Source organism: Mycolicibacter sp. MU0083 (assembly GCF_963378075.1).
GTDB classification, from domain to species: domain Bacteria; phylum Actinomycetota; class Actinomycetes; order Mycobacteriales; family Mycobacteriaceae; genus Mycobacterium; species Mycobacterium kokjensenii.
Genome location: NZ_OY726394.1, coordinates 2,884,079 through 2,906,555 on the forward strand (window position 1 = coordinate 2,884,079; position 22,477 = coordinate 2,906,555).

Consider the following 22,477-nt stretch of genomic DNA (forward strand, 5'->3'; position numbering starts at 1 on the left):
GCGCGCTATTTGGCGTCGTCGAACTTCGCCATGGCGTCGTCGAGGCGTTGCAGCGCCGCACCGTAGTCCGCGAAGTCACCGCGATGTTGGGACTCCCGTACCGCGGTGATCGCCGATTCGATCTCGCGCAACGCCGCGGCCTTGGCCGGGGACAGTCCGGATTCGGCGGCCGGTGGCGTCGGTACCGCCGCCACCGGCGGGGTGGCCGCCGGCGGGTTGCCCGGCGACGCCGCACTGCCCTCGGCGGGTGCGATATCGGTGGCCGCCGCACTGGCACCGGGCCCGAACAGTCCGTCGATCGCGGCCGAGACCGTCTTGCCGTAGCCGATCTTGTCGTTGTACATCATCGCCACCCGGATCAGTCGCGGGTAGGACGACGAGGCGTCACCGGAACCCGGTGAGGCGTACACCGGTTCGACGTAGAGCAATCCGCCGTCTGCGATCGGCAGGGTGAGCAGATTGCCCCACCGGATGCGGTTCTGGTTGTCGCGGCCGATCACACCGAGGTCCTGGCTGACGTCGGTGTCGGTGGTGATCGCGTTGTTGGCGAGCTTGGGCCCGTTGACCTGACCGGGAATGGTCAAGACGGTGATCTTGCCGTAGGTGTCCGGATCGGAGCTGGCACTGATGTAGGCGGCCAGGTAGTCGCGCTTGAACCGGTTCATCGCGCTGGTCAGCTGGAACGATGCCGAGTTGTCGCCCTTGGCAAGGTTTTTCGCGACGATGTAGTACGGCGGCTGGAAGCTGCTGGCGGTCGGGTTCGGGTCCAGCGGCACGTCCCAGAAGTCCGAGGTGGAGAAGAACGTCACTGGGTCGTTGACGTGGTACTTGGCCAGCAACATGCGCTGGACCTTGAACAGGTCTTCGGGGTAGCGCAGGTGTTCGGCGAGTTCGGGCGAGATCTCCGACTTGGCTTTGACCGTGCCGGGGAACACCTTCATCCAGGCCTTCAGGACCGGGTCCTGCTCATCCTGCGCGTAGAGGCTCACCGTTCCGTCGTAGGCGTCGACGGTGGCCTTCACCGAGTTGCGGATGTAGGACACCCGCCGGTCCGGTAGCAGCCGGTTGAACTCGACCTCCTTGGAGTCCGCCGTCGCCGACGACAGCGACGTCATCTGCGAGTACGGGTAGTTGTCCAAGGTGGTGTAGCCGTCGATGATCCAGACCATCCGCTTGTTGACGATGGCCGGATACACCATGGAGTCGGTGGTCAGCCACGGCGCCACCGCCTGCACCCGGCGGGCCGGATCGCGATTGAACAAGATCTTGCTGTCCGGTCCGATCACCGAGGAGAACAAGAAGTTGCGTTCGGCGAACTTCGCGGCGAACACGCTGCGGTTCAACCAGTTTCCGATGCCGACACCACCGGCGCCGGTGTAGGTGTAGTTCTTCGTCTCGGTGTTGGTCTCGTAGTCGTATTCCCGGTCGGCGCCGTTGCGTCCGACGATGGCGTAGTCGGCCAGCGTGTCGGCGATCACCGGGCCGTAGTAGATGCGCGGCTGGTCCAGGCGGGCCGGGCCGTTGGAGACGACGGTGCCGTTGGCGCCGACCACGTTGGCCAGGAACTCCGGATAGCCACCGTTTTGTTTGGGATCGTCGGCGATGCCGCGCACGGTGTTGGCCGGCGAGGCGATGAAGCCGTTGCCGTGGGTGTAGACGGTGTGCCGGTTGATCCAGTCACGCTGGTTGTCGATCAACCGGTCCGGGTTGAGCTCGCGGGCGGCGACCACATAGTCGCGCAGTTGGCCGTTCTTGTCCCGGTAGCGGTCGATCGACAGCTGGTCGGGGAAGTTGTAGAAGTTCTTGCCCTGCTGGAACTGGGTGAACGCGGGGCTGACGATGGTGGGGTCCAGCAACCGGATGTTGGAGGTGGTGGCCGCGTCGGCGCGCACCTGCGCTGCCGTCGCCTTGGCATCGCCACGGTAGTCGCGGTAGGTGACCACGTCCTCGGTCAGGCCGTAGGCCTGCCTGGTCGCGGTGATCGAGCGGGAGATGTATTCGCTCTCCTTCTGCGCCGCGTTGGGCTTGACGCTGAACTGTTCCACGATCAGCGGCCAGCCGGCACCGACGACGACCGAGGACAGCAACAGCAGCACCAGTCCGATCGCCGGGATCTGCAAGTCGCGCAGCACAATCGCCGAGAACACCGCGACCGCGCAGATCAGTGCGATCGCCAGCAGGATCATCTTGGCCGGCAGTACCGCGTTGATGTCGGTGTAGCCGGCGCCGGTGAAGGGCTTGCCGGTACGGGTGTGGCTGAGCAGCTCGTAACGGTCCAGCCAGTAGGCACCCGCCTTGAGCAGCACCAGGGTGCCGATCAGGCTGACCACCTGGATGCGCGCCGGGCGACTCAGGGCACCGGCACGTCCGGACAGCCGGATGCCGCCGAAGATGTAGTGCGTCGCCAGGTTCGCGACCGTGGCCAGGCACAACGTCGCCAGCAGCAGACCCACCACCAGCCGGTAGAACGGCAGGTCGAAGGCGTAGAAACCCAGGTCTTTGCCGAACTGCGGATCGGTGATCCCGAAGTCGTCGCCGCGCAGGAACAACTGGATGCGCACCCAGTAGCTCTGCGCCACGATGCCGGCCAGCACACCGATGCCCGCCGGCACCCCGAACCCGACCAACCGCAGGCGCGAGAGCACCGTCGTGCGATACCGGGCGACCGGATCGTTGACACCGTTGCTGGGTACGAAGACCGGCCGGGCCCGGAAGGCCAGCGCCATGGCGGCGAAGACGAACCCGCCGACCAGCAGCGCCACCACCGTGAACGCGATGAGCCGGGTGACCAGGGTGGTGACGAATACCGAGCGGTATCCCAACTCCCCGAACCACAGCCAATCGACATAACCGTCGATCAGCCGCGGTCCCACCAGCAGTAGAACGATAACGACGAACGCGCTGCCGACCATGACCCGACTACGGGCGGTCAGTTTCGGCATCCTCGCGGTGGGCCGCATACCCACGTTGTCACGCTCCCTAGCTCAGTTGTCCCCGACGGCCCCACTGTAGCCAACCGCGGAGTCAGCAAGAGGGCGGCTGACCTCCGTCGGTGATGGTGCGCAACGAATCCACCGCCTGGGCGAGGTTGTCGACCTTGACCAGGGTCAGGCCCTTGTCGTCGGATCGGGCTTCGTAACAGTTGTCGGAGGGGACCAGAAACACCGTCGCGCCGGCGTCGCGGGCCGCCGTCATCTTGTGGGTGATTCCGCCGATCGGGTCGACCTGCCCGTTGGAATTGATGACCCCGGTACCGGCGATGAAATTCTGTCCGGCCAGGGTGCCGTCGGTCAGCTTGTCGATGACGGCCAGCGAGAACATCAACCCGGCGGACGGCCCGCCGATGTTGGCGAGATTGAAGTCGACGGTGAACGGCGCCCACGGTGCGTCGATCACCGAGACACCCAAGAATCCGTTGGCGCGGTCCTTGTTCTCTCCCAGCGTAATCCGCGCGGTTCCTGCCGGTGCGTTCTTGCGCCGGTAGTCGATCGCCACGGTCTGGCCCGGCTTGGTGTCGGCCAGCTTGGCGGTGAACTGCTGCACCGTGTAGACGGGTTCGCCGTTGACGGCGTCCACGGCGTCACCACGTCGCAGCCCGCCGGCCGACGGTCCCGGATCCTGCACCTCGGCGAGCGTGACCGCGTTCCGGTAGCGCAGATATCCCAGTGCGGCGTATTCGGCGCTCTGCTCGGAAGCCCGGAACTCGGCGTCGTTGTCGTCGTTGATCTCCTCGCGGGACTTTCCGGGCGGATAGACCAGGTCACGGGGCATCAACTGCTCGCGCCCGGACAGCCACAGCGTCAACGCCTCCCCCAGGGTCAGCCCGTCGCGCTGCGACACGGTGGTCATGTTGAGGTGGCCGGTGGTGGCGTGCGTGGCGGTGCCCTCGATCTCGACCACCTGCTTGCCGTCGATGGCGCCGAGGGTGTCGAACGTGGGGCCGGGGCCGAAGGACACGAAGGGGACGGTCACCGCCGTCAGCAGTGCGCCGAAAACGGCTACCGGCAGCACCGCCGCCAACAGCGTGAGAATCCGCCTGTTCACCCCGGGTATGGTAAACGGCCCCTACCCCGATCGCGGTCCCGGCGCGTGTCGCTCCGCCGATCGATGCCGGTGGGTACGGTTGTAGCTATGGCTGATCTGCCCTTCGGTTTCTCTTCCGGGGACGACCCCGACCGCGAGCGAGGCTCCGGACCCAGCGACCCGTTCGGGATGGGCGCTGGTTTCAACATGGCCGATCTGGGGCAGGTCTTCACCCAACTCGGGCAGATGTTCAGTGGAGCCGGGCGGGTCGGTGCCGACGGCCGTCCGGCCGGCCCGGTGAATTACGACCTGGCGCGTCAGGTGGCGATCAGATCGATCGGCTCGGTCCCGCCGGTCACGGCGTCGACCGCCGCGGCCATCGGCGACGCGGTACGCCTGGCCGAGACCTGGCTCGACGGTGCGACCCCGTTTCCGGCCGGGACCACCGCGGGAGTGGCGTGGACGCCGGTGGAGTGGGTGGAAAACACCATGTCCACCTGGCAGCGACTGTGCGACCCGATGGCCCAACAGGTCTCCTCGGTGTGGGTCTCGGCGCTTCCCGAAGAAGCCAAGACCATGGCCGGACCGCTGCTGTCGGTGATGTCGCAGATGGGTGGGCTGGCGTTCGGCTCCCAGCTGGGTCAGGCCTTGAGCCGGCTCTCCGGCGAGGTGCTGACCTCGACCGACATCGGACTGCCGTTGGGGCCGGGCGGCACCGCGGCGCTGCTGCCGGGCGCGATCGAGGAACTGTCGAGCGGGCTGGACCATCCGCGCAGCGAGGTCGTCACGTTCTTGGCGGCCCGCGAAGCCGCCCACCACCGGTTGTTCTCCCACGTGCCGTGGCTGTCGAACCAGTTGCTCAGTGCGGTGGAGGCCTACGCGCGGGGGATGAAGATCGACATCCGCGGTATCGAGGAACTGGCGCAGAACATGGATCCGGCGGCCATGACCGATCCCGCCGCCATGAACGAACTACTCAACCAGGGAGTTTTCGAGCCGAAGTCGACCCCCGAGCAGTTAGCCGCGCTGGAACGGCTGGAGACCCTGCTCGCCCTGATCGAGGGCTGGGTGCAGACCGTGGTCAATGCGGCGCTCGGTGACCGGATTCCCGGCACCACCGCACTGTCGGAGATGCTGCGTCGCCGTCGCGCCACCGGTGGCCCGGCCGAACAGACCTTCGCCACCCTGGTCGGCCTGGAGTTGCGGCCCCGCAAACTGCGTGAGGCCGCCGTGCTGTGGGAACGGCTGACCACCGCGGTCGGGTCCGACGCCCGCGACAAGGTCTGGCAGCACCCCGACCTGTTGCCCTCCTCCGACGACCTCGACGACCCGGCCGGGTTCATCGACCGGATCATCGGGGGCTCCAACGACATCGACTCGGCCATCGACGAGGCGATCGCCGAGTTCCAGCGCGAGGCCGACAACACCGAGGACTGACGGGCCGTCGCCACGGGCGCGGGCCCGGCGACCGCTGTGGATAGCCGAAGACCCGGCGGCGCCGTCCGTGCCAGGGTCGGGGGGTGGCCCCCGCCTGCATCACCCTCGATCCCAGGTTGCCGGTGCTGCTGCGCCCGGACGGCACGGTCCAGGTCGGCTGGGATCCGCGTCGGGCCGTGCTGGTCCAACCGCCCCGCGGCCTGACGACGGCCGCGCTGGCCACCGTCCTGCGCTGCATGCAGATCCCGACCACCGCGGCCGCACTGTGCCGGGAAGCCGGCCAGCACGGCCCGGTGGACCCCACCGAGTTGGACGATCTGATGTCCAGCCTGGTTCGGGCCGGTGTCGCGGTACACGGCGCCGGTGACCGCCGCGCCCGGCATCCGGTGGCGCTGCGCGTGCACGGCCGCGGGCCACTGTCGGACCTGCTGGTGGAGTCGCTGCGGTGTTCGAGCGCCGTCGTCCGGCACACCAGCCACTCGCATGCGGCGATCAGCGGCGCCGGCACCGATCTGGTGGTGCTGTCGGACTATCTGGTGACCGACCCGCGGCTGGTGCGGGAACTGCACACCGAGCGCGTACCGCACCTGCCGGTGCGGGTGCGCGACGGGATCGGGGTGGTCGGCCCGCTGGTGCTGCCCGGAGCCACCAGTTGCCTGGCCTGCGCGGATCTGCATCGCCGGGATCGGGATTCGGCGTGGCCGGCGGTGGCCGCCCAACTTCGGCACACCGTCGCCCACGCCGACCGACCGACGGTGCTGGCCACCGTGGCCCTGGCGCTCAAGCAGGTCGATTCGGTGATCGACGCGGTGCGCGGCACCGCGGCCGGCGGGCCGGTGGCCGCGCCGCCGACGCTGAACGCCACCCTGGAGTTGGACCTGACCGCCGGGTCGATCGTGACCCGGCGCTGGACTCGGCACCCGTTGTGCGATTGCTGAGGTGGCGTCCGTCACCAAGAATTTTCAACGCGGTGACCGGTACCACAGCAACGTCGTGGATGATGGACACGTGTCAGAGATCAAACGCGGTAGCGCGGCGCGCAATGCGAAGCTGGCCAGCCTGCCGGTCGGTTTCGCCGGCCGGGCAGCACTCGGGTTCGGGAAGCGACTGACCGGCAAGTCCAAGGACGAAGTCACCGCCGAACTCATGGAGAAGGCGGCGAACCAGCTGTTCACCGTCCTCGGTGAGCTCAAGGGCGGGGCCATGAAGGTGGGCCAGGCGCTGTCGGTGATGGAGGCGGCCATCCCCGAGGAGTTCGGCGAGCCCTACCGCGAGGCACTGACCAAGCTGCAGAAGGACGCCCCGCCGCTGCCCGCGGACAAGGTGCACCGGGTGCTCGACGCCCAGCTGGGCACCAAGTGGCGCGAACGGTTCAGCGACTTCGACGACACCCCCGTCGCCTCGGCCAGCATCGGCCAGGTGCACAAGGCGGTGTGGGCCGACGGACGTCCGGTAGCGGTCAAGATCCAGTACCCCGGTGCCGACGAGGCGCTACGCGCCGACCTGAAGACCATCCGGCGACTGACCGGTGTGTTCAAGCAGTTGGCCCCCGGCGTGGACGTCAAGGGCGTCATCGACGAATTGATCGAGCGCACGGAGATGGAGCTGGATTACCGGCTCGAGGCCGACAACCAGCGGATCTTCGCCAAGGCGTACGCCGGCCACCCGCATTTCCACATCCCCAACGTGGTGGCCAGTGCTCCCAAGACGGTGATCCAGGAGTGGATCGACGGCGTCGGGATGGGCGAGATCATCCGCAACGGCACCGTCGAGCAACGCGATCTGATGGGCACCCGGCTGGCCGAGTTCACCTGGGACGCCGCCCGCCGGCTGGAGTTGATCCACGGTGACGCCCACCCGGGCAACTTCATGCTGCTGCCCGATGGCCGGATGGGCATCATCGACTTCGGTGCCGTGGCGCCGATGCCCGGCGGGTTCCCCCCCGAGTTGGGCGCCTCGGTGCGCTACGCGCGCGACAAGGACTACGACAAGGTCATCGAGACCATGCGCAAGGGCGGGTTCATCCAGGACGGCAAGGACGTCTCGGTGCGCGAGATCGATGAGATGCTGCGCCAGTACGTCGAACCGGTGGAAGTCGAGGTGTTCCACTACACCCGCAAATGGCTGATGCGGATGGCCGGCAAGCAGCTGGAACGGCCCGTCGAGCAGCTCAAGACCGCCCGCCAATTGGACCTGCCGCCCAAACTCGCGATGCCGATGCGGGTGCTGGGGTCGACCACGGCGATCATGTGTCAGCTCGATGCCCACGTGCCGATCAAGCGGCTCTCCGAGGAACTGGTGCCGGGCTTCAACGCACCCGAGGACGTCTCCGCCTAGCGCTCAGGCTGCCACCGGCTCCTTGCGCGGGCGGCCGCGAGGCCGTTTGCGGCCGATCACGACACCCCGGTCGAGGATCTCACCGCCCCACACCCCGCACGGCTCGGCACGCTGCAGGGCCGCCGCCAGGCACTGGCGACGGATCGGGCACTGACCGCACTGGGTCTTGGCGCGTTCCAGGTCGGCGGGGTCGTCGGCGAACCATAGATCGGGGTCGCTGTTGCACGGGAATTCGGGTTGGTCGGTCATCGTCGGTCACCTGTTCTGGGAAGAATGCAAAAAAATGGCCACGGCCCCTTCGCGGGTCCGTGGCCATCGGGTGGCTGAGTTCTCAAAAGTGTCAGACGAAACCCCGATGCACGGACTCTGCGGCCGCGGCGGCATGCGCGCCGGCGGCACGTGCGGCAGCGGCCGCACGTACGAGGAAGGCACCCGGGGTGGTCATGGTCGCCAAGGTTAACCGCCGGCCCGGGAGCCGCACAACCGAATTTTCGGGCCGGGTACTCAGCCCCGGTTGCGGACGAGTTCGAGCACGTCGGAACCGAACTGTTCGAGTTTGCGCGCACCGATGCCCGGGATCGCGACCAGTGCCGCCTCGTCGTCGGGCAGCATCTCGGCGATCGCGGTGAGCGTGTTGTCGGAGAACACGATGTAGGCGGGCACCTTCAGCTCGGTGGCGGTACGCAGCCGCCAGTCCTTGAGGGCGACCAGCAGTTCGGTGTCGACATCGGCGGCGCAGGTCTCGCAGCGGCTGAGCATGATGGCCGCGGGGGTGTCCAGCGCCTTGTTGCAGATCCGGCAGAACTTGGGGGCGCCGCGGGCCTTGCGCCGGGAGCTCGAACCCCGACCGGCGCCTTCTGCGGCCTGCGGGGCGATACCGCTGAGGAAGCGGGACGGCCTGCGGCCCGCCCGTCCGCCCGGGGCCCGGGCCAGCGCCCAGCTCAGCGTCAGGTGGATCCGGGCCCGGGTGACGCCGACGTAGAGCAGTCGGCGTTCCTCCTCGACGGCCTCACTGTCCGGGCCGTGTGCCAGGGCGTGCGAGATCGGCAGGGTGCCGTCGGCCAGGCCGACCAGGAACACCGCGTCCCATTCCAGCCCCTTGGCGGCGTGCAGTGAGGCCAGTGTGACGCCCTGCACGGTCGGCGGGTGCCGGGAGTCCGCGCGCATCCGCAGCTCGGTCAGCAACGCGGGAAGATCGAGGTCCGGGCGTTGCGCCACCTCGTCGTCGACGAGTTCGGCCAGCGCACCGAGCGCCTCCCACCGCTCCCGGGCTTTGGCGCCGGCCGGGGGTTCGGCGGTCAGTCCCAGCGGCTCGAGGACGCCGCGCACCACGGCGGGAAGCGGCCCGTCGGCGCCGCGCTCGGCGGCACGCTGCAGGGCGACCAGCGACTGGCGGATCTCCTGGCGGGTGAAGAACCCCTCGCCCCCGCGCACCTGGTAGGCGATGCCGGCCTCGGTCAACGCCTCCTCGTAGACCTCCGACTGCGCGTTGATCCGGTACAGCACGGCGATCTCGGCCGGTGCCACACCGTCGCGGATGAGACCGGCGATGGACTTGGCCACCGCGGCGGCCTCGGCGACCTCGTCGGGATGCTCCCGAAACGTCGGTGTCGGCCCGGAATCGCGCTGGCCGATCAGCTTCAGTTTGCTGCCGGCCACCCGCCCGCGCGCGGCGGCGATCACCCGGTTGGCCAGTGACACCACTTCCGGTGTGGACCGGTAGTCGCGTTCCAGCCGCACCAGGGTGGCGTCGGGGAAGCGCCGGGTGAAATCCAGCAGGTAGCGCGGCGAGGCCCCGGTGAACGAGTAGATGGTCTGGTTGGCGTCGCCGACCACGGTCAGGTCGTCGCGCTCCCCCAGCCAGGCCGACAGCACCCGCTGCTGCAGCGGCGTGACGTCCTGGTATTCGTCGACGACGAAGCAGCGGTAGCGGTCCCGGAATTCGGTGGCCACCGCGGCGTCGTTCTCGATCGCGGCGGCGGTGTGCAGCAGCAGGTCGTCGAAGTCGAGCATCGCGACCTCACCGCGGGCCTTGAGCGCCTCATAGCCGGCGTAGACGTCGGCCAGTTTGGTCGCGTCCAGCGGGATGTCCCGGCCGGCTTCGGCCACCGCCGCCGGGTATTGCTCCGGTCCGATCAGGGATGCCTTGGCCCATTCGATCTCGCCGGCCACGTCGCGGACGTCGTCGTTGCTCAGGCGCAGGCCGGCGTGCCCGGCCGCGCGTGCGACCACCCCGAATTTGCGGTCCAACAGTTCCCAGGAGGTGTCGCCGACCACCCGCGGCCAGAAGTAGCGCAACTGGCGGCGGGCGGCGGCGTGGAAGGTCAACGCCTGTACCCCGCCGACCCCGGCGGCCGCACCCGATCCGGCCGCCGAACCCAGCGCCCGCAACCGCGACCGCATCTCCCCGGCGGCGCGCTGGGTGAACGTCACCGCCAGCACCTGTCCGGGTGCCACATGGCCGCCGGCCACCAGTTGGGCGATCCGGTGGGTGATGGTGCGGGTCTTGCCGGTACCGGCGCCGGCCAGCACGCACACCGGCCCGCGCGGTGCCAGCACGGCGGCACGCTGCTCCTCGTCGAGTCCGGCGATGAGCGCATCCATGGCGTCCATCTTGGCAGGCGCCCCCGACGGCCCCGGACGCCGATTCGGGAATCATCGCGCCACCGATTAGGTTTGGGCAGTTATGGACCAGCTCGTCATGTACACGACCCAATGGTGTGGCTACTGCCGGCAGCTCAAGGCGGCGTTGAAGAATCTCGGGATCGACTACACGGAGATCGATATCGAGCAGGACCCCACGGCGGCGGAGTTCGTCAGCTCGGCCAACGGCGGTAACCGCACGGTGCCGACGCTGCGGTTCGCCGATGGTTCCACGCTGACGAACCCGACCGGGCGTGAGGTGAAGGCGAAGCTGGAGCGCCTCGGCGGGTAGACCGCCGGCTCAGTCGCACTCGGCCCAGGACTCGATGATGGTCCGGGCGATCGAGATCGATCCGGGCAGCAGCAGTTTCGCATCCGGGTCGCCGTTGTTCCAGGCGCCGGCCGACAGCGCGGCCCGGACCTCGTCACGGGTGAACCAGTTGGCCTCGGTGATCTCGCCGTCGCTGAATGCGAACGTCTGCCCCGGGTCGGCGACGGCATGGAAGCCGACCATCAACGACCGCGGGAACGGCCACGGTTGGCTGCCCAGATAGGTCACGTCGCGCACCGACAGCCCGACCTCTTCGTGGACCTCGCGGACCACGCAGGCCTCGAACGATTCGCCGGCCTCGACGAAGCCGGCCAGCAGCGAGAACATCCGGACCGGCCAGTTGTGCTGCCGGGCCAGCACCACCCGGTCGGCGCCGTCGTGCACCAGGCAGATCACGGCGGGGTCGATACGTGGGAACTCCTCGACGCCGGTGAGCGGATTGGCCCGCGCCCAACCACCGCGGACCGGCTTGGTCGGGGTTCCGTCGACGGCCGAGAACCGGGCGTTGTCGTGCCAGTTGAGCAGCGCGATCGCCGAGGACACCAGTTGCGCGCTGACGTCGTCGAAAACATCACCGGTCGCGCGGATGTCCAGCACCGAGACGTCGGCTCCGTCCGGCGCCTGCAGTGCACCGCGCACCGCCCAGACATGCCTGCCGTTCTCGATCCGGCCCAGAAAGACCGCATCCACCGGCGGGGTCTCGCCGAGTTCGCGGGCGTCCTGCAGCACGACGCGGCCGTCGGCCACCAATACCTGGTTGCGGGGGTCGACCCGCAGCAGTGCGGCGGTCGGCCAGCCGGCGACGGCGGCATCGGTGTCGGTGCGCAACTGATCCGAACGGTCGGCCCCGACGCGTGACAGCAGCGGTACCCGGCGTAGCTGGAAATTCACTAGGCGCTCACCGTCTTGACGTAGAGCAGGCGGTCGCCCGCTTCGATCACGTCCACCTCCGGCGTGTCCAGCCGCAGTAGCCGGCCGTCCCTCACCACCGCGAGCACGATCTCGTTGAGGTGCTTGGCCGATCCGCCGACCTCCGCCTGCTCCACCTCCCTCTCGGTGATGGCGTACCCGGCGTCCGGGGTGAGCAGATCCTCGATGATGTCGACGACGTTGGGGGTGGTGGTGGCGATGCCCAGCAGCCGCCCGGCGGTCTCGGAGGACACCACCACCGAGTTGGCGCCGGACTGTTCCAGCAGATGCTGGTTCTCGGCTTCCCGGATGGCGGCGACGATGGTGGCCTGCGGGGCGATCTCCCGGGCGGTCAGGGTGACCAGCGCGGCGGTGGCATCGGAGCCGGTGGCTACCACGATCGCCGCGGCCCGCTGGGCGCTGGCCAGTCGCAGGACGTCCGAGCGGGTCGCATCGCCGTCCACCGTGACCAGTCCGGCACTCTTGGCGCGGTCGAGCACCGACCGGTCGTTGTCCACCACGACGATGTCGCTCGGAGTGGTCTCGTCGTCGCCGAGCATCGCCGCGATCGCGGTCTTGCCCTTGGTTCCGTAGCCGATGACGATGGTGTGATCGCGCACTCTTCTCCTCCAACGCTGAATGCGGAATGCCTGCTGGGACGTCTCGGTGAACGCTTCCACGGTCGTTCCGACCAGCAGGATCAGGAAGGCGATCCGCAGTGGGGTGATGATCGCGACGTTGATCAGGCGCGCGAACTCGGTGACCGGCGTGATGTCGCCGTATCCGGTGGTGGACAGGGTCACCGCCGAGTAATAGAGGCAGTCCAGGAACGTCAGGCGCCCGTCCTGCACATCCTCGTAGCGCACATCCTGGTAACCGTCGCGGTCCAGGTAGACCAGCACCGTGGAGACCAGCAGCGCACCGAGCGCGATGAGCGTGCGCCGATAGACGGTGCGGCCCGGGCCGGACTGGCCGTGCGGGATGCGGAGCACACCCACGAGCGCGTGACTGGGTTGGGCGGTCAGCGTCTCATCGAGACGACGCAACCGCCGCCAGCTAGCTCCCGCCACGGCGAGCGGTCATCGGTCGGCCTGACGCACGGACCCACTGTAGCCACTCCCGTTGTCACCGGCTCAGCAGTGCGGCCAGCTCGGGCAGATCGGGAAGCTCGTCGGCGATCACGGTGGTCCCGGAACGCACGTAGTGGAAGGCGGCACGCACCTGTGCCGGCGGGCATCCGGTCAGCGCGGACCAGGCCAGCCGGTAGACGCCCAACTGGATGGTGGCGTGTCGGCGTTCCTCGGCGCCTTTGGGTGCGGCCCCGGTCTTCCAGTCCACCACCGTCACGCCACCGTCCCGGTCGGCGAACACCGCGTCGATGCGCCCCCGGACCACGGTCTGCCCGACGGTCATCTCGAACGGCACCTCGACGTCGGTGGGAGTACGGGCCGACCACGGCGAATTCAGGAACGCCGCCTGCAGGTCCGCCAGTTCGCGGGCATCCGCCCGGGCGACGTCGGCATCGGCGGCACCGGGCAGGTCGTCGAGTTCGAACAACCGCTCCGCCCCGTAGAACCGCTGCACCCAGTCGTGAAACGCGGTGCCCAGCAACGCATGCGGGTCCGGGCGGCCCGGGAGGCGGCGGGTCAGTCGCTGCGCGGCACCGTCGGGGTCTCGGCTCAGCTCCACCAGGTTGCTGACCGAGAGCAGGCCGGGCAGCCGCCGGACCGGGGGTTCGACGACGGCGGCCTGTTCGGCCAGCAGCGCGTCGACGTCGGCCGCCCAGGAGCCGGCCTCCGCCGACTCGTCCGCGGGCGCACCGTCGCGCAGTGCCGCGGCGACCAGCGCGGCACCGCGTTCCACGTCGCCGCGCCGGCCGCCCAGCGGATCGACCGGCCATGTCCCCTCGACGACGGTGTCGGTCAACGGGTTCTGCGCTCCGGCGACCGGTTCCGGCGCCCAGTGCTCGATCACCCCGCAGGGTGTTCCCGCCTCGGCGGCCCCGTCGAGCACCGCTTTGATCTCGGTGAGGAACTCCGACGGGCCCCTCGGTTTACTGGTGCCGGGCCCCCAGTGGTAGCCGGAGACCAGCAGGGTGTCCTCGGCGCGGGTGACCGCGACATAGAGCAGTCGGCGTTCTTCGTCGACGCGCCGCTGCGCCAGTCGGCGCTTGTGTTCGTCGATGACGTCTTCCAACTGCTTTCGGTGGGTGACGGTGTCGGTGTCCAATACCGGGACCCCGTGATCGTCGAGTTGGGCGCGGTCGCCGCGCAGCAACGGCGGCAGTTCGCCGGCATCCGACAGCCAGCTGCCCTTCGCCGTCGTCGAGGGGAACACCCCCGACACCAGGTGCGGTACCGCGACCACCTGCCATTCCAGGCCCTTGGCGGAGTGCACCGTGAGGATCTGAATCCGGTCGGTGGCGACCACCGGCGCGGCGGACTCCAGCCCCTTCTCCTCCTTGGCGGCCACGTCGAGGTAGGCCAGCAGACCCGCCAGGGCGTTCTGGCCGCCGCCGGCGCCGTCGGCATAGCCGGCCACCACGTCGGCGAAGGCATCGAGTTGCTCGGTGCCGGAGGCCGCGGCCCCCAGCGGCTGTTCGGCACGCACCTCACAGTCCAGCCCCAGGACACGGCGTACTTCGGCGACCAGGTCCGGCAGCGGATGCCACAGGTGGCCGCGCAGCAGCGTCAGCTCGTCGGCCAGCGCGACGATCCGCCGGTATCCGGTGGCCGAATAGCGTTCCGCCGGACCGGGATCCGCGAGCGCATCGGCCAGGCACGCGGTGTCGGAATCGGGTCCGGCGGCGGCGGCGATCTCCACCGCCGAGACCGGCCTGGCTGCCCGCCCGGTCAGCTCGCCGGCGCGCCGCCACAGTACGGCCAGATCCGCGGCACCGAGCCGCCAGCGCGGCCCGGTCAACACCTGCATCGCCGCCGCTCCGGCGGTCGGCTCCTGAATGAGCCGCAGCATCGCCACCAGGGCGGCGACTTCGGGGACCGCCAGCAGCCCGCCCAGGCCCACCACCTCCACCGGGAGTCCGCGAGCCCGCAGCGCCTGGGCCAGCGGTGCCGCGTCGGAGTTGCGCCGGATCAGCACTGCCGCCGTCGGTGGGGCCGTACCGTCGGCTTCGGCCTTCCGATAGTGGTCCTGCAGCGCGTCGGCGACCCAATCGTTCTCACCCGCCAGATCGGGCAGCAGCGCCACCCGGACCGTGCCCGCGGGTGCGCCCGGACGCGCCCGCAACGATTCCACGGCCACCGACCGCTGCCGCGCCACCGCGGAGACCTCGTTGGCCACGTGCAGTACCTCCGGCGGATTGCGCCAACTGGTCCGCAGTTCCAGGGTGGGGGCTGGGCTGCCGTCCGACAGCGAGAAGTCGGTGGCGAACCGGGGCAGATTCGTCGCCGATGCACCGCGCCAGCCGTAGATGGACTGGATCGGGTCGCCCACCGCGGTCAACGCCAGGCCGTCGTCGGCGCCGCCGCCGAACAGCGACGACAGCAGGACGCGCTGCGCATGTCCGGTGTCCTGGTATTCGTCGAGCAGCACCACCCGGTAGGTGCCGCGCAAGCGAGCCCCGACCGTCGGATTCGACTGCGCCAACCGGGCGGCGGTCGACATCTGCGCGCCGAAGTCCATCACACGTTCGGCCCGCATCCGCTGATGCAGCGCCTCGATCAGCGGCACCAGTTCCGCGCGCGCCGTCTGCGCGTCGAGCATCTTGCGCAGCGTCTGGTTGGGTTCGGCGCGCTGGCGGGGCCCCGGCGGCAGGTGATGGACCAGTCGCTCCAACTCCAGGTGCGTGTAGCGCAGTTCGTCGACGTCCACCAGGTGTTCGGCCAGCTGCCCCGACAGCCGCAACAGCATCGAGGCGATCGCGGCCGGATCCCGCTCGGTGCGCAACGGCCCCGGGTAGTCGTTGACCACCTCGAACGCCAACTGCCACCGTGCGGTCTCGGTCAGCAGCCGGGTGTCGGGTTCGATGCCCTCCAGCAGCCCGTATTCGCGCAGCAGCGCCCCGGCGAAGGCGTGATAGGTGCTCACCGTGGGCGACTGCTCGGCGGCCTCCCCGGCACCGAACGCGGGCTGCCCCGGATCGGTGACCGGCAATCCCGTCCCGGCGAGCCGGGCCAGGCGGGACCGGACCCGGCGCAGCAGTTGACCCGCGGCTTTGCGGGTGAACGTCAGACCCAACACCTGACCGGGTTCGGCGTAGCCGTTGGCGACCAGCCACACCACCCGGGCGGCCATCGTCTCGGTCTTGCCCGCACCCGCCCCGGCGATCACCACCAGGGGCTGCAGCGGGGCGGCGATGACGGCCGCCTGCTCGTCGGTCGGCTGGTGCAGTCCGAGCGCATCGGCCAGATCGGCCGGACTGTAGCGGGCGGTCATGCGTCCCTCCCCTCGTCGTAGGCGGGGCAGATCGGCCGGACCGGGCACGTCGAGCAGCCGTCGTTGACCCGAGCGGTGAATTCCGGGCCCACCGTGTCGGCGGCCGCCTGCGCGATCCGTTCCCGCCACAGTCGCCCGGTTTCGGGGGTGAGCGGATCCTGTTCGCGTTCGGTGGCCCCGGTTTTGCCGGGTTTGGCGGGGTAGACCAACCGGGCCCCGCCGGGCTGTTCGTCGGCGCCGAGCAACCCGGCCTGCACCGCCAACTGGTAGACGGCCAGTTGGGCGTGCTGCTGCGCCTCGACCCTGGTGGCCTGGGTCTTGCCGGTTTTGACGTCGATGACCACCAGCCGGTCGGCGGCGTCACGTTCGACCCGGTCGATCTGGCCGCTCAGCCGTACCCCGGCACCGGCGCCGACGTCGAGCACGCCCTCGAACGCGATCTCCGTGCCGACCTCGGTGAGCTGGTCACGGGTCGCCGTCCGCCACGACAGGAACGCTTCGATCATGACGCGATGCCGCTGAAGTTCGTTGGCCGCGTGCCACTCCGCGGTGAACGGCAACCGCTGCCAGGCCCGGTCCAGCTCGGCCAGCAGTTCTGCTGGGTTGCCCGCCGATTCGGCCACCAGGGCATGGATCACCGACCCGATCGTCGAACTCAGACCGTGCGGATCGCTTCCGCCGTGGCGTTCGGCCATCCACCGCAGCGGGCAGTCCAGCAGCTTCTGCAGCGCCGAGGGCGACAGCGTGACGGGCTCTCCGGCCACGACGTCCAGCACCGGCTCCGCGGTGCTCAGCGGTATCACGCCGTACCAGCTCTGCGGGTCGGCTCCGGGCACCCCGGCGCGGGCCAGCCGCGCCAACTGTGTTGCCGCGTCGCCACGTTCGATGTCGCTGACCGCCCCCTCCGGGGCACAGACCACGGCGCGTAGCCGGCCCACCAGACCCGCCGGGGACAGCACCGGAGGGGCCACTACGGGCGGCGTCGCCGAGGATCGATCGCCGGTGTCGCAGGCCGCGAGTTCGGTGAAGAACTCCGAGGGGATCTGCTCGTCGGTGCCGCCGTCCCCGTCTCCGTCGACCGCGGTGACCACCAGCCGACGCCGCGCCCGGCCGATGGCCGACACCAGCAGCCGTCGCTCGTCGGCGAGCAACGGAGCCCGCGCCGACACGTCTTCGCCGAAACCCTGCAGCGTGTCCAGCAGTCGTTGGGTGCCCAGCACGCCGCCACGCGGAACGGTGTTGGGCCACAACCCGTCCTGCATGCCGGCGATCACCACCAGATCCCATTCGCGGCCGATCGCCGCATGGGCACTGAGTACCTCGACGGCGTCGGAATCGGCTGCGGCATCGGAGCGGGGTGCGGCCAGCTGCATCGCGGTGACGTACTCCACGAGCCCGGTCAGGGTCGCGCCGGCGGTGTGGTTCACGTACTGCTCGGCGAGGTCGAACAGCGCGGTCACCGCGTCCAGGTCGCGGCCGGCCTGCGCTCCCGCGGTACCGCCGCGCTCGGCGGCGGCCAGCCAACGTTGTTGTAGGCCGGACCGATTCCAGGCCTGCCAGAGCGTGTGGTGCGGATCGTGGCCGCCGGCATGGCTGCGGGCCGCGGCCTGCAGCACCCCCCGCACCCGACGCAGCGCGCGCTGGTGCGCGGCCGGGAGGTCCTCGCCGGTGCCGCGCAGCACCGCGGCGAGCCGTTCCCCCGGATCGGCCGCCGCATCCGCGTGCGGCGCCGCGCGGCGCAACGTCCGTTGCAACTGCCGCAGCGAGATCGGATCCACCCGTCCGATCGGACCGCTGAGCAGGGTCAGCGCCCGCGGCCCGTCCACGGTGTCCGCGGTGCATTCCAGCACCGTCAGCAGTGCGGCCACCGCAGGCTGTTCGGCCGGCAACCCGCCGGCCGCCGGCAGCGCGACCGGGACGCCGGCCGCCGTCAGGGTTCGGGGCAGCCGCGCCGCTGCCCGCGGCACCGACCGGACGATCACCGCCATCTGCGACCACGGCACGCCGTCGACCAGGTGGGCGCGGCGCAGCGTATCCGCGATCAGCGTCGCCTCGGCGTGGCCGGTGGCGGCGGTGCACACCAGCACCGACCCGGCCTCGTCCCCGGTGCCCTCCAGGCGGCGGGTGGCACGGGTACCGGGCAGTCGTGCGGCCACCGCGTCCACCGCCCGGGCCACCGCCGGGGCGCACCGGTGCGACGCGGTCAGCACGATGGCCGGGGTGGTGTCCCCGTCCGGCCGGTCGGCGAGCAGCACGGTGGGTTCGGCGCCGCGGAAACCGAACACGGCCTGATCCGGGTCGCCGGCGATCAGCGTTCGCGGTACTCCGGCGGCCAGCACCCGCACCAGCCGGGCCGCCTGCGGATCGAGTTGCTGGGCGTCGTCGACCAACAACACTCGGATCCGCTTGCGTTCCTCGAGCAGCAGATCGGTGTCGACGGCCAGGGCTTCCAGCGCCGCCCCGACCAGTTCCGCGGCGCCCAGGGCGGGGGTGGTTGCCTGCGGGGCCGCGGTACCGACCGCCGCACGCAACAGCATCACCTGTTCGTACTGCTGGGCGAACCGGCCCGCGGCCGACCATTCCGGGCGACGGCACCGCTTGCCCAGCCCGATCAGTTCGGCCGGGTCCACGCCACGCTCGGCGCAGCGGGCCATCAGGTCCCGCAGTTCGGTGGCGAAGCCGTCGGTGGCCAGCGCCGCATGCAGCGCCTTCGGCCAGGCATCGGCCCCCTCCCCGGCGAGCAGATCGCGGATGACGCTGTCCTGTTCGGCCCCGGTGACCAACCGGGGCGGCGCGGCCTCGGCCCGTCGGGCGGCCCGCTGCAGCACCGCGAAGGCGTAACCGTGCACGGTGCGCACCAGCGGGTCCCGGACCGCTCGCCCGGTGTCCGCGCCGGCGGCGGCCAGCACGGTGGCGGTGAGCGCACCGCGGGCCGCCGCGGGCAGCCGGCCCGATCCGGTCAGCAGCAGCACGGCGGCCGGGTCGGTGCCGGCGGCGACGTGCGCGACGGCCGCATCGCGCAGCAGGGCGGTCTTGCCGGTGCCGGGCCCGCCGAGGATCCGCAGGACACCGCGCTGCGCCGGATCCAGCGCGGCGTGCACCTCGGGACCCCAGCACTCACTCACCCCGTCATCACACCATCGGGGTCTGACATCGCCGGCGACGGCCGCCCGCCGCAGCGGGTCGCCCCGTGGCCGCAACCGGCCTGCTGGCAGCATCAGCGACGTGAGCGATCTTCTGCACGTGCACCGCTTCGGGCCCGACGGTCCGGTCGGATTGCTGGCGGTACACGGACTGACCGGCCACGGGGGCCGCTGGCGCTATGTGGCCGGGCAGCTGCCCGACGTCGCCGTGGCCGCGCCGGACCTGATCGGCCACGGTCATTCGTCGTGGGCGGCGCCGTGGACCATCGACGCCAACGTCGCGGCACTGGCGGTGCTGTTGGACAGCGCCGCCGACGGCCCGGTTCCGGTGGTCGCGCATTCGTTCGGCGGCGCCATCGCGCTGCATCTGGCCGCCGCCCGGCCCGACCTGGTCGAATCTTTGGTGCTGCTCGATCCGGCGATCGGGTTGGACGGCGAGTGGATGGCGACGATCGCCGCGGCGATGCTGGCCTCCCCCGACTATCCCGATCCGGCCGAGGCGCGCGCCGAGAAGGAGCACGGCGCGTGGTCGGACGTGGATCCGGCCGTGCTCGACGCGGAGCTCGACGAGCATCTGATCGTCTTGCCGAGCGGACGTTTCGGCTGGCGGATCAGCGTGCCCGCGGTGATGTCCTACTGGAGCGAGCTGGCTCGCCCCGTGGTGCTTCCCCGCTCGACGCCGACCACCGTGGTGCGGGCGACGCGCACGTCCCCGGCGTATGTGCAGGCCGCCCTGATCGACGCCCTGCGGGCCCGGCTGGGCGAGAACTTCGCGCTGGTGGATCTGGACTGCGACCACATGGTGGATCAGGCCCGCCCGGCCGAGGCCGCCGCCGTGATCCGCGCGCAGCTGGACCGGCGCTAGGAGCGGACCGGATGGCGGCGGTCACCGACGATCAGGTGGAGCGGGTGCGCGCGTTGATCCTCGCCATCCCCGCCGGCCGGGTCGCCACCTACGGCGATGTCGCCGACGCGGCAGAGCTGTCCAGCCCGCGCATCGTCGGCTGGATTCTGCGGGTGGACGGCGCCGACCTGCCGTGGCACCGGGTGGTTCCCGCCTCCGGACGGCCGTCGACCCAACTGCGCACCGAGCAGCTGGCACGGCTTCGCGCCGAAGGGGTACCGGCCGTCGACGGCAAGATCGATCTGCGCAGTGCGCGCCACCGGTTTTGAGCGGGCCGGCTCCTACAGCATCAGCCGCACGAGTGCCGCGGTGCGGGCCAGACCGGGGAACGCCTCAGAGGTGGAGCGCGGATGCAGCGCGTGTACCGCAAGACGGAACATCAATGCGCGCAACAGCATCTGCGGCCATTCGGGCAATGTCTCCCAGCGTTCGATGAGCCCGTCATCGGCGTCGCCCCAGGACAGTGCATCGACGACCACCACCCCGGCGGCCCAGGAGGCCGGCCGCCAATAGGGCGTGATGTCGGTGATCCCCGGTGCCGCGGCGCCGGAGAACAGCACCGTGCCGTAGAGGTCGCCGTGCACCAACTGGCTGGAACTCTTGGTCGGCTTGCGCAGGCTGGCCAGCTGGTTGATCAGGTCGATCGACCGCTGCCCGTCCACCGAACCGGGGGCCAGCCGGGCGCCGGCCTGCAGCGAGGCGAACGGCCGCTCCTCCCAGGCCGCCCGGTCCGCGGCGATGAACACGTCGACGTCGGCCCACGGGGCCACCGGTGCCTGGGTGAGGAATCGGGGCCGCTCCAATTTGGCGGTGGCCTCATGCAGTCGGACGGCGGCCGACACCACCTCGTCGTGCCGGGGTTCGGGGTTGCCGGCGACGAAGGTATCGGCGCGCCAGCCCGACGCGACGTAACGTCCGTCGGTGGACCGCACCGGGCGGGCCAGCCGGATGCCGTCGGCGAACAACGTCTCGCGGATCTTCGCCGACCACGCGGCCCTGGCATGGTCGGCGACCATCGACAGCACCACTTCACCGCACTTCCAGCCGTCCTCCCAGCCGGCTCCGAGCGGTGTCGGTTCTATGTTGCGAATACCGAACGTCGCCAACACATGTTCGGGAGGCGGATCGACGGTCACCCCGTCAGAGTAACGGGAGTGCCCCCGTCTGGGCCGTTAGTACATGACCATGTCGGGCTGCATTTCCTTGGCCCACGCCACAATTCCGCCCTGAAGATGCACGGCGTCGGCGAATCCGGCCTTTTTCAGGGTGGCCAGGGCCTCCGCGGAGCGGATGCCGGTCTTGCAGTAGAGCACCGCCCGTCGGTCCAACGGCACCTTCGCCAACCCTGCGCCGGTGTTGATCGACGACTGCGAAATCAGTTGTGCGCCCTCGATCCGGTTGATCTCCCACTCCCCCGGCTCACGCACATCGATCAGCGCCACCCGCTGCCCGGAGTCCAACAGTTCCCGCAGTTCCGCCGGAGTGATCGTCGACCCGGCGGTCGCTTCGGCCACCTCGTCGGCGACGACACCGCAGAACGCGTCGTAGTCGATCAGACCGGTGATCGGCGGGGCCGCCGGATCCTTGCGGATGGCGATGCTGCGATAACTCATCGCCAACGCGTCGTAGATCAACAGCCGGCCCAGCAGCGACTCCCCGATGCCGGTGATGAGTTTGATCGCCTCGGTGCCCATCACCGATCCGATCGAGGCGCACAGCACACCCAGCACGCCGCCCTCCGCGCAGGACGGGACGGTGCCCGGCGGCGGTGGCTCGGGGTAGAGGTCGCGGTAGTTCACGGCCCGGCCGTCCGGTGCGTCCTCCCAGAACACCGACACCTGCCCCTGGAAACGAAAGATCGACCCCCACACGTACGGCCTGTGGGCGAGCGCCGCCGCATCGTTGACCAGATACCGGGTGGCGAAGTTGTCGGTTCCGTCCAGGATCAGGTCGTAGCGGCTGAACAGCTCGACCGCGTTGGACGCCTGCAGGCGCACCTGATGCAGGTGCACCCGCACCAACGGGTTGATCTCGGCGATCGAGTCCCGGGCGCTTTCGGCCTTGGTGCGGCCGACATCGGCCACCCCGTGGATGACCTGCCGCTGCAGATTCGATTCTTCGACGACGTCGAAGTCGACGATCCCGATCGTGCCGACTCCGGCGGCGGCCAGATACAACAGTGTCGGCGCACCCAGACCGCCGGCTCCGATCACCAGCACCCGGGCGTTCTTCAGCCGCTTCTGACCCTGTACACCGACGTCGGGAATGATCAGGTGGCGGCTGTAGCGGGCCACCTCTTCCCTGGTCAGTTCACCGGCCGGTTCCACCAGCGGCGGCAGTGCTGTCGACACCAGA

The 22,477-nt window shown here is 70.0% G+C and carries 16 protein-coding genes; 6 read left to right on the forward strand and 10 right to left on the reverse strand.

The genetic code is table 11. The features are described 5' to 3' along the window. Positions 1 to 5: 5 nt before the first annotated feature. Both RCP38_RS13510 and RCP38_RS13515 read right to left on the reverse strand, forming a co-directional pair. Positions 6 to 2,966, reverse strand: coding sequence for a UPF0182 family protein (locus RCP38_RS13510; protein WP_308473448.1), 2,961 nt, complete (start codon positions 2,964 to 2,966; stop codon positions 6 to 8). Positions 2,967 to 3,024: 58 nt separating this feature from the next. Further along, the gene (locus RCP38_RS13515; protein WP_308473449.1) at positions 3,025 to 4,044 is read right to left on the reverse strand and encodes a YlbL family protein; all 1,020 of its coding nucleotides are present in this window, start codon (positions 4,042 to 4,044) and stop codon (positions 3,025 to 3,027) included. Positions 4,045 to 4,131: 87 nt separating this feature from the next. On the opposite strand from RCP38_RS13515, the gene RCP38_RS13520 reads away from it, so the two are divergent. The 3 genes from RCP38_RS13520 (at position 4,132) to RCP38_RS13530 (ending at position 7,797) form a co-directional block, all read left to right on the forward strand. Next, positions 4,132 to 5,460: a zinc-dependent metalloprotease gene (locus tag RCP38_RS13520; RefSeq protein ID WP_308473450.1), complete on the forward strand. Its 1,329-nt coding sequence runs from the start codon at positions 4,132 to 4,134 to the stop codon at positions 5,458 to 5,460. A gap of 83 nt (positions 5,461 to 5,543) precedes the next feature. Next, the gene (locus tag RCP38_RS13525) at positions 5,544 to 6,398 is read left to right on the forward strand and encodes a TOMM precursor leader peptide-binding protein (protein WP_308473451.1); all 855 of its coding nucleotides are present in this window, start codon (positions 5,544 to 5,546) and stop codon (positions 6,396 to 6,398) included. A 55-nt stretch (positions 6,399 to 6,453) separates the two neighbouring features. Then, a complete protein-coding gene (locus RCP38_RS13530; RefSeq protein ID WP_308473452.1) occupies positions 6,454 to 7,797 on the forward strand; it encodes a macrolide-binding ATPase MABP-1 in 1,344 nt (447 codons plus the stop codon). Between the two features lie 3 nt (positions 7,798 to 7,800). On the opposite strand, the gene RCP38_RS13535 is transcribed toward RCP38_RS13530, so the two are convergent. Together RCP38_RS13535 and RCP38_RS13540 are read right to left on the reverse strand one after the other, a co-directional pair. Further along, positions 7,801 to 8,046 (reverse strand): WhiB family transcriptional regulator, encoded by a 246-nt coding sequence (locus tag RCP38_RS13535; RefSeq protein ID WP_308473453.1) that lies wholly within the window; start codon positions 8,044 to 8,046, stop codon positions 7,801 to 7,803. A 255-nt stretch (positions 8,047 to 8,301) separates the two neighbouring features. Continuing rightward, positions 8,302 to 10,410: an ATP-dependent DNA helicase UvrD2 gene (locus RCP38_RS13540; protein WP_308473454.1), complete on the reverse strand. Its 2,109-nt coding sequence runs from the start codon at positions 10,408 to 10,410 to the stop codon at positions 8,302 to 8,304. 73 nt (positions 10,411 to 10,483) lie between these two features. Between RCP38_RS13540 and RCP38_RS13545 the strand changes: the two genes are divergently transcribed. After that, positions 10,484 to 10,732 (forward strand): mycoredoxin, encoded by a 249-nt coding sequence (locus RCP38_RS13545; RefSeq protein WP_308473455.1) that lies wholly within the window; start codon positions 10,484 to 10,486, stop codon positions 10,730 to 10,732. Between the two features lie 9 nt (positions 10,733 to 10,741). On the opposite strand, the gene nudC is transcribed toward RCP38_RS13545, so the two are convergent. From nudC to RCP38_RS13565, 4 genes are read right to left on the reverse strand one after another with little or no spacing between them, the layout of a single operon-like run. Next, positions 10,742 to 11,662, reverse strand: a complete 921-nt coding sequence (nudC, locus tag RCP38_RS13550) for an NAD(+) diphosphatase (RefSeq protein ID WP_308473456.1) — start codon at positions 11,660 to 11,662, stop codon at positions 10,742 to 10,744. Beyond that, on the reverse strand, positions 11,662 to 12,750 hold the full coding sequence (locus RCP38_RS13555; protein ID WP_308473457.1) for a potassium channel family protein: 1,089 nt from the start codon (positions 12,748 to 12,750) through the stop codon (positions 11,662 to 11,664). The genes nudC and RCP38_RS13555 overlap by 1 nt, the downstream gene beginning before the upstream one ends. Before the next feature lie 55 nt (positions 12,751 to 12,805). After that, positions 12,806 to 16,075 carry an ATP-dependent helicase gene (locus RCP38_RS13560; protein ID WP_308473458.1) on the reverse strand — a complete coding sequence of 1,090 codons (3,270 nt, stop codon included), beginning with the start codon at positions 16,073 to 16,075 and terminating at the stop codon, positions 12,806 to 12,808. Further along, positions 16,072 to 19,200 (reverse strand): ATP-dependent helicase, encoded by a 3,129-nt coding sequence (locus tag RCP38_RS13565; RefSeq protein WP_308473459.1) that lies wholly within the window; start codon positions 19,198 to 19,200, stop codon positions 16,072 to 16,074. The genes RCP38_RS13560 and RCP38_RS13565 overlap by 4 nt, the downstream gene beginning before the upstream one ends. 100 nt (positions 19,201 to 19,300) lie before the next feature. Between RCP38_RS13565 and RCP38_RS13570 the strand changes: the two genes are divergently transcribed. Both RCP38_RS13570 and RCP38_RS13575 read left to right on the forward strand, forming a co-directional pair. Further along, positions 19,301 to 20,083, forward strand: coding sequence for an alpha/beta hydrolase (locus RCP38_RS13570; RefSeq protein ID WP_308473460.1), 783 nt, complete (start codon positions 19,301 to 19,303; stop codon positions 20,081 to 20,083). An 11-nt stretch (positions 20,084 to 20,094) separates the two neighbouring features. Then, positions 20,095 to 20,391: an MGMT family protein gene (locus RCP38_RS13575; RefSeq protein ID WP_308473461.1), complete on the forward strand. Its 297-nt coding sequence runs from the start codon at positions 20,095 to 20,097 to the stop codon at positions 20,389 to 20,391. A 12-nt stretch (positions 20,392 to 20,403) separates the two neighbouring features. Here the strand turns inward: RCP38_RS13575 and RCP38_RS13580 are convergent, their stop codons facing one another. Then, positions 20,404 to 21,258, reverse strand: a complete 855-nt coding sequence (locus RCP38_RS13580) for a TIGR02569 family protein (RefSeq protein ID WP_308473462.1) — start codon at positions 21,256 to 21,258, stop codon at positions 20,404 to 20,406. A 36-nt stretch (positions 21,259 to 21,294) separates the two neighbouring features. After that, positions 21,295 to 22,473, reverse strand: coding sequence for an adenylyltransferase/sulfurtransferase MoeZ (gene moeZ, locus RCP38_RS13585; protein WP_308473463.1), 1,179 nt, complete (start codon positions 22,471 to 22,473; stop codon positions 21,295 to 21,297). Between the last annotated feature and the right edge of the window lie 4 nt (positions 22,474 to 22,477).

Coding starts and splice junctions, on each gene's coding strand:
- RCP38_RS13520 (WP_308473450.1), top strand. CDS start 4,132: ATGGCTGATCTGCCCTTCGGTTTCTCTTCCGGGGACGACCCCGACCGC.
- RCP38_RS13535 (WP_308473453.1), bottom strand. CDS start 8,046: ATGACCGACCAACCCGAATTCCCGTGCAACAGCGACCCCGATCTATGG.
- RCP38_RS13540 (WP_308473454.1), bottom strand. CDS start 10,410: ATGGACGCCATGGATGCGCTCATCGCCGGACTCGACGAGGAGCAGCGT.
- RCP38_RS13545 (WP_308473455.1), top strand. CDS start 10,484: ATGGACCAGCTCGTCATGTACACGACCCAATGGTGTGGCTACTGCCGG.
- RCP38_RS13560 (WP_308473458.1), bottom strand. CDS start 16,075: ATGACCGCCCGCTACAGTCCGGCCGATCTGGCCGATGCGCTCGGACTG.
- RCP38_RS13575 (WP_308473461.1), top strand. CDS start 20,095: ATGGCGGCGGTCACCGACGATCAGGTGGAGCGGGTGCGCGCGTTGATC.